The sequence below is a fragment of the Hydrogenophaga sp. genome, from assembly GCF_030373225.1.
In the GTDB taxonomy this organism is placed as follows: domain Bacteria; phylum Pseudomonadota; class Gammaproteobacteria; order Burkholderiales; family Burkholderiaceae_C; genus Hydrogenophaga.
Genome location: NZ_JAUCZG010000042.1, coordinates 22,466 through 29,829, shown reverse-complemented (window position 1 = coordinate 29,829; position 7,364 = coordinate 22,466). Strand labels below are relative to the sequence as shown.

Annotated in this window: 3 protein-coding genes; all 3 read right to left on the bottom strand. The window is 70.4% G+C overall.

From position 1 onward, the window contains the following. Positions 1–81: 81 nt before the first annotated feature. Positions 82–2,121: an ATP-binding protein gene (locus QUV35_RS17780; RefSeq protein WP_300877172.1), complete on the bottom strand. Its 2,040-nt coding sequence runs from the start codon at positions 2,119–2,121 to the stop codon at positions 82–84. 136 nt (positions 2,122–2,257) lie between these two features. Further along, positions 2,258–3,064, bottom strand: a complete 807-nt coding sequence (locus tag QUV35_RS17775; protein ID WP_300877176.1) for a carbon-nitrogen hydrolase family protein — start codon at positions 3,062–3,064, stop codon at positions 2,258–2,260. Positions 3,065–3,152: 88 nt separating this feature from the next. After that, entirely contained in the window at positions 3,153–7,286 is a 4,134-nt protein-coding gene (locus QUV35_RS17770; protein ID WP_300877170.1) for a YhdP family protein, read from the bottom strand. Positions 7,287–7,364 lie beyond the last annotated feature (78 nt).

Genomic DNA, 7,364 nt, shown 5'->3' with positions numbered 1-7,364 from the left:
GGCGCCGGGCCGCCCCAAGCCGGATCAGCCCCCTCGGGGGGCAGCGGACCACGCGTAGCGGGGGAGCGTGGGGGCCCTGTTTCACGCTGCTCTCGGCAGCGTGAAACGGAACACGGTGCCACGGGGCTGGTTCGGTTCGTGGGTGAGCGCACCGCCGTGCTGCTCGATCACTGTGCGGCACAGGCTCAGGCCCAGCCCCATGCCTTCGGCACGGGTGGTGAAGAACGGCGTGAACAGCTTTTCCTGCACCTCGCTGCTCAGGCCCAGACCGCGGTCGCTGACCTCGAAGGTGATCCATTCCTTGTGCTGGTCGCCGCCCGGGCGCAGGCCCGAGTGAAAGCGGGTCTGCTGGACCGCGATCCGCAACATGCGCAAACCCTGTGCCAGTGCCGGATCCCCTTGCGGCATGGCCTGCATGCCGTTGCGCGCCAGGTTCAGCAGCACCTGCTCGACCATCGTGCGGTCGCAGTGCACGGCCGGGCAACCCGGCGCCACGGCGATCTGCAGCTGGATGCCCTGCTTCTTGGCCTGCAGCACGAGCAAGGGCTGGATGGCATCGATCAGGGCCTGCGGGCTCACCGACTCGCGCACCTGTTCGCGCCGGCGCACGAAATCGGCCACGCTCTTGATCACGCGTCCGGCCCGCTCGGCCTGCTCGCTGATGCGCTTCATGGCTTGCGACAGGTCGGCTTGCGGCAGCGTCCCCGACGGCTGCTCCAGCAGGTTCATCGCGCCGCTGGCGTAACTGGCGATGGCGGCCAGCGGCTGGTTGAGCTCATGGCTGAGCAGCGAGGCCATCTCGCCCACGGTGGCCAGGCGGGCGGTGGCCTGCAGGCGCTCCTGCGACGTGCGGTTGAGCTCTTCCACGCGGCGCTGCTCGGTGAGGTCGAGGATCGCGCTCATGAAGCCGGTCTGGTGGCCCATGGCATCGATCAGCGGCGCTTCGATGATGAGCACCGGAAAGCGGGTGCCGTCGCTGCGCTGGAACACCGACTCGTAGCCTTCGCGCGGCAAGGTCTGGCCGGCCAGGCGAACCAGCTGCCGCTGCTGGTATTCGTCCACCAGCTCGGGCGGCCACCAGGGCGCCGGCAGGCCGGTGCCGATCAGCTGCTCGGCACCCAGCCCCACCATTTCGCAGAACGCCGGGTTGACGTAGGTGATGCGCCCGGTCATGTCGCGTGCGCGCAAACCGGTCACCAGCGAGTTCTCCATGGCCTTGCGAAAAGCCAGCGCATCGGCCACCCCCAGTTCGGCGCGCTGGCGCAGCCGGGTGTCGCGTGCCAGCAAGGCCAGCACCGCCAGCAAGGCCAGCGAGAGGGCGCTGACCACCGCCGTGAGCACGTTGGGAAACAGGCCGCCGACCAGGCGCGGGCTTTGCAGCTGAAGGATCAGCGTGTGCCCCGGCAACTCCAGCACGGCATTGGCGCTCTGGGTGCGCCGTGTGCCGGGCACCATGCGGTGCAGCGCCAGCCGCGTGCCGTCGGCGTCATTGAACGACAGTCCGCGGTTGCGCAGCTCGTCCGCCTTGGGAAACTCGGCCAGCATGCCGGGCAGCGAGTAGGTGGCGACCAGGAAGCCGTTGGGCACACCCGAGCGCACCACCGGCATGCACATCTCCATGAGCTCCATGCCGAGCCCGTCGCGCATGGGCCAGAAGTAGCTGGCCGAATAGGCGGGGCCCGACTGGCGCTGGGCGTTGTCGCAGGCCAGCTTCACATCGGCCACCGCACGCGTGCGATCGAGGTAGCCGAACACATCGATCAGAAACGGCGTGTCGCGGTGGCTGACGAGGCGTTGCGCGTTGTCGCGCCATTCGAGCCGAACGAGCTCGCGGTGCTGCGCCAGCATTTCGGCAGCCGGCGCGCCCCAGCTGTCGGCGGTGGGGGCCACGCTGTTGAGCGACTGCAGCGTCTGGACGTTGCGCAGCAGCGCATTGCGCATGTCGCTCACCATCGCAGCGGCCTCCTGCTCCAGCGCCTGCTGTTCGCGCGCCTCCTCATACTCGCGCGCCAGAAACACCAGCACCACCAGCAGCGCCACCACCAGCAGCACCAGCGTGGCCCACAGCACCCAGCGGCGCGAGCCGGGATCGTTGCGATCGCTCGCGCGGCCCTCGCTCACCGGGGTACCTTCGCCCTTCGGCTGCGGTGCGAGCTGGCTTGGGAACGGCCCGGCGCTGCGCTCACTGGAATACCTTCGCCCTGCGGGCTGCGGTGCGAGCTGGCTTGGGAACGGCCCGGCGCTGCGCTCATGCAGCTCAGAGACGGCGGTGTTGCAGCGAAGGCAACTGCTCGCGCACGCTGCGCAGCTGCTCGAAGTCCAGCTCGGCCATCACCACACCCGGGCCTTCGGCCTGCATGGCCATGACGCCGCCCCATGGGTCGATGACCATGGTGTGGCCCCAGGTGCGCCGGCCGTTTTCGTGCACGCCACCCTGGGCGCTGGCGATCACGAAGGCCTGGTTCTCGATCGCGCGGGCGCGCAGCAGCACTTCCCAGTGCGCCTGGCCGGTGGTGTGGGTGAACGCGGAGGGCACCAGCAACACGTCGGCGGCGAGCATGCGGTAGAGCTCGCCAAAACGCAGGTCGTAGCACACGCTCTGGCCCACGCGCCACGCCTGGCCGCCGCCGTCGCGGCACTCGAACACGGTGGGGGTTTCGCCCGCGCGAAGAACCGCAGCTTCGTCGTAGCGTTCACGTCCGTTGTCGTAGCGGAAGAGGTGGATCTTGTCGTAGCGGCTGGCGCATTCGCCGCGCGGGTTGTAGGCCAGCGAGGCATTGGCGGCGTGCGTCGGGTCTTCGGTGGCCATGGGCAGCGTGCCGCCCACGACCCACAGCTTGAGGTCGCGCGCGCAGTCCGACAGGAAGTCCTGCACCTTGCCCAAACCGGGGGTTTCGGCCAGCACCAGTTTGTCTTCGTCCCGGGCACCCATGAAGCAGAAGTACTCGGGCAACACCGCGAGCTCGGCACCGGCGCTGGCGGCCAGACGCAGCAGGCGCAGGGCTTCGCTGAGGTTGGCGTCCAGGCTGATGCCGGAGACCATCTGGATGGCGGCAACCTTCAGGCGGCCGGGCGCCGGGGGTGGGTGTAGCAATGTCATGGGCGTCTTTCGGTGGAGCGCGGCACGCGGGCCGCTCGCTCGGGCAACCAGCTTACTTCAGTGGGGCGGCAGGCGCGCGCGCCGGCGGAGGGGGCGCCGTGCGATCGACCTTGGCCACCTGCGGATCGGCCCAGCTCCCGCTGATGTGGAACTCCTGCGTGCCGGCGCTCTGCAGCGGCTGGCGCAGCAGGAACTGCGCGAGAAAACTGCCCAGGCCGATGGCCGGGTTGATCGCGGTGGCGATCAACGAGGCGGTGCCGGTGTTGATCTCGGGCACCACCACCACCTTCAAGTCCTGCTGTTCACGCGCCAGGTCGGCCGTGCCCTCCATCAGCACGGCGGCGTTCACGCCCTTCATCTGCAGGTTGTTGGTGAACAGCACGCCCTGGTCGATGCGCGCGTCCCCGCGCACGAAGTCGAAGGCGAAGCCGTCGGAGAACACGTCCCGGAAATCCAGCGCCAGGCGCCGCGGCAGCGCCTGCAGGCTGAGCACACCGAGCAGGCGTCCGGCGCCGGGCTCGACCTTGAGGAATTGCCCCCGCTCGAAATCGGCCTGCAGTTGCCCCGAGAGGGTCGGGTAGTCGGGCGCCAGTGGCGAGCCCAACCAGCCGACGCTGCCTTCGATGCGGCCCTTGCCGCCGCGCACCAGCCCGGGGCGGTTGAAGCGGGAGAGCAGGGCACCGGAGTCGTCCACGTCGAGGCGGAAGCTCAGCGCGGTGCGGCGCTGCCCGCCCGCCGGCAACGCGGCGGTGCCGGCCATCGGCGCCCAGTTGCCGGTGGCGCTGAAACGCGCCTCGGGCACCGCGAGCTTGAACTTGGTCAGGCGCCATTCACCGGCCCGGGTCGGACCGCCGCGATTGATGGCCTCCACCTCGACACGGCCCAGGCGGCGCCCGGCGAACTCCATCTCTTCAACCGCGATGTCCAGTGCGGGCACGCTGGTGGGCTGACTCAGGAGCTGCTCCACCTGGCTGGCCGCAGCGGGTTCCAGCTTCATCCGGGCCAGCCGTGCGAAGACGCTGCCGGCGGTGCCGGGCCCGGCCTGGCGCACCTCCAGGTAGCCGTTGAGTTCGTCGGCGGTCACGTTGGCGCGCCATTGCGTGCCCTCGCGCGAACCGCCCACCACCACCTGGTTGAAGGTGCGGCCCTGCAGGATCAGGCGGTTGGTGCGCAAGGCCAGCGTGGTGGGCAGGTAGTCGAGGCCGGCGTCCTGCGTGGCAGCGCTCGCTGCGGTGGGCGCAGGCACGTTCACGCCGGCGCTGCTGGCCAGCCGCAACCAGGCATCAAGGTCCAGCGAATCCAGCCGCAGGTTGCCCACCACACCCGTGGCCGGCATGGGCGCCAGGTCGCCGTCTTCCAGCCCGACCGCCACGCTGCCACGCAAGACGCGCGGCAGCGCGCCGGTGATGTCGCGCTCGTACTGGACCGACACCACCGGGGCCAGCGGGGGCCCGAACTCCAGCATCAGGCGATCGGTGGTGGCCAGGCCATCCACGACACCGAGCACGGCGGTGTCCAGCCGCAGCGGCAGACTGGCCTCGGCCGTCTTGCCCAGCGGCGCGGGCAGGTTCAGCGCCATGCCCTGCAGGCTGCTGAGCACCTGCAACTCGGGCTCGCCGCCGCGAAATCCCAGCTGTGCGGTGTACGGCGCCGACCCGCTCGCGTTCTCGAACAGCCGCGAGATGCCGCCCAGCCCCCCGTCGCGCAAGCCCTCTGCGCTGGCCACGCCCTGGCCACGGAATTGCAGGCGCGCGGCTCCCTGGGGGTTGTTGCGCAGGCCGCCCTCGAATTTCAGGTCGCCCCCCAGCAGGCGCGTGTTGCCCCCGAGCACGACAAAGCCCTGCTCGGTGAATGCCAGCGTGCCGCGCGTGCGCGCCAGCAGCGGCGCGGCCGGGTGGATCTTCAGGTCGTTGCCGTCGAACTGCACCGTGCCCGCCACGGTGGAGGCATCCAGGTCACCCAGCGGCAGCTTGAGGGACAGGCCCACCTCGACGCCACCGCCGACCGTGGCCTGGGCCAGGGCGCCACCGGTCATGTCCTGCAGGGGCGAGGTCTGCACAAAGCGCAGCATGTCGCTGGCCGACCCCCTGGCCCGGGTTCTCACGGTCAGGGTGGTGTCGCCGGCCAGGTCGTCGAGCTCCACCGCGCCCTCGTCCAGGCGCACGCCGGGCGCACCCGCCACGCCCGATGCACCGCCGGTGACCTTGAGCGTCAGGTGGTCGAGCTCCAGTTGTCCCGAAAAGCCCCTGAGGCCCGGCCAGGGCGCCGAGCCGCCGGGCTGGAAGCTGCCCGGCAGGTAGTCGAAATCGACACCCTGCAAACGGGCCGAGATGCGGAACTCGCTGGGCGCGACAGCCGTCTTGAACGGCATGCTGTCCATGTCGCCCTGGATGCGGAAATCCACCGGGCCGGCGCTGCCGGCTCGCACCGCTTCGCGCACATAGCGCCGCGCCTGGTCATTGATGGTGAGTGGCAGGTAACGGTGCACCCGGGTCCCGTCGGCGCGCGTCAGTCGCACGCTCAGGTCGAGCACACCGGGAAAGCGCGATGCCGACGCACTGGTGGCCGGATCGCTGGTGTGCCACTTCACCTGGCCGGTGCCTTCGGCATCGGCGTTGGCCATGGTCAGGTTGTCCAGCTGGGCCTCGATGCGCTCGCCCTGCAGCCGCCAGCTGGCATCGGCCGAGAGGCGCTGCAGGGGAATGCGCGTCTCCTCGAAGATGTCGGGCAGGTCGATCGAGCCATCGGCCACCGAGATGCGGGCCTGCCCGCCACTCTGGTCGAGCTCGAACTCGACCGTCGCGCCGGTGATGCCGGGCCGCCCGGGCAGCGGGTATCGGCCGCTGCTCGACATCTGCCCGCTGGGCTCGCCGGTGAGCGCCAGATCCTGCACCCGGCCGCGCGCGCGGTAGCTGCCCTGGGCCCAGTCGATGCCTTCGCTGCCGGTGGGCGTCACCTCGGTGGCCGGTCCTTGCCAGCGGGCGGCGAAGCCGTCCATGCGCCCTGCGGGCTGCAGCCGCTGCAACCCGTGGCGCAGCGTCTCGGGCAGCGGCAAGCGCTCGGCGATCGCTGCCAGCGCCGCCAGATCGAGCTGTTCGGCGGTCAGCTCCACGCTGGGCGCCTGGCGCGCGGTGCGCGCCACATGCTGCAGCAGCAGGCGACCACCGGGCCAGGTCTCGCCTTCGCGGGTGCGAAAGCGCAGGTTTTCCGAGGTCACGCCAAAGCCTTCGGCGCTCCACTGCACGGCGAGTCGCCCCTGCACATCCTCCAGCGCCAGCGCGGGCAGTTGCGGCCCGAGCCGGGCCTCGACGTTCTGCAGTGCGAGGTCGGCCGTCACGCCGGCCACCTGCCCCCGCTCCACCTGCGCCCAGGCGCGCAGCGCGCCCTGGCCGGTGCGCACTTCCACACCGCGCTCCGACAGGTCCAGGTAGGTCCGCAGCCGGCTCACGTCCACGCGTGTGAAATCGGCGAACACCTCGCCACTCCAGTCGTGCCAGGTGGGACGTCCGGGCGGGCGCTGACCCAGCGAGAGCAGCGGCTCCCGCAGCTGCCCCCGCACGCTGATGCGGTCACCCCATTCGGGCGGCGGCGTGGCGTCGATGCGCCAGTGGTGTGTGCGCGCGGTGTTGCGGCTCACCAGATCGAGGTCGCTCAGCACCAGCGGTGGGTGCTGGCGCTGGTCATCCGTCCAGCGCACCGTGCCGCGCCGGATCACGAATTCGCTTTGCGAGAAAAACCAGTCGGCGGCGGCCTGGTCGTCGCTGCCCGGGCCGGACATGTCCAGACCCGCCACTTCGATGCGGCCCTGCGCGGTGCGACGCACGTCGAGCACCGGTGCCTCGATCACCACCTGCTCGAAGCCACCGCGCCACAGCGACTGCACCGACACCGCGGTGCGCACCGTTGGCAGCTGCAGCGCCACACGGCCCTGGGCGTCGATCAGCTGCACATCGCGCAGCTCGAACGAAGGCACCAGGGAAGGCAGGAAGCCGGCGCCGCTGCCGCTTGATTCGGCGCGGATTTCACCGATGCGAACAGGTACCCCGACCGCCTGTGTCGCCCACCTCTCCAGCTCAGGACGCCATTCGCCGATTCGGGGCACAATCGCGCCATTCAAACCGGCCCAGGTCAGTGCAAAGAGGCCCCAGACCCCGAGCAGGAGCCACAGCAGCAGACGGCTGACCACGGCGAATGTCTTGAGGGGTCCCGAGGCTCTTGCATGTGGCGCGGGGGGGGCAGCAGGTGCCGGTGGTTGATGGTTCAT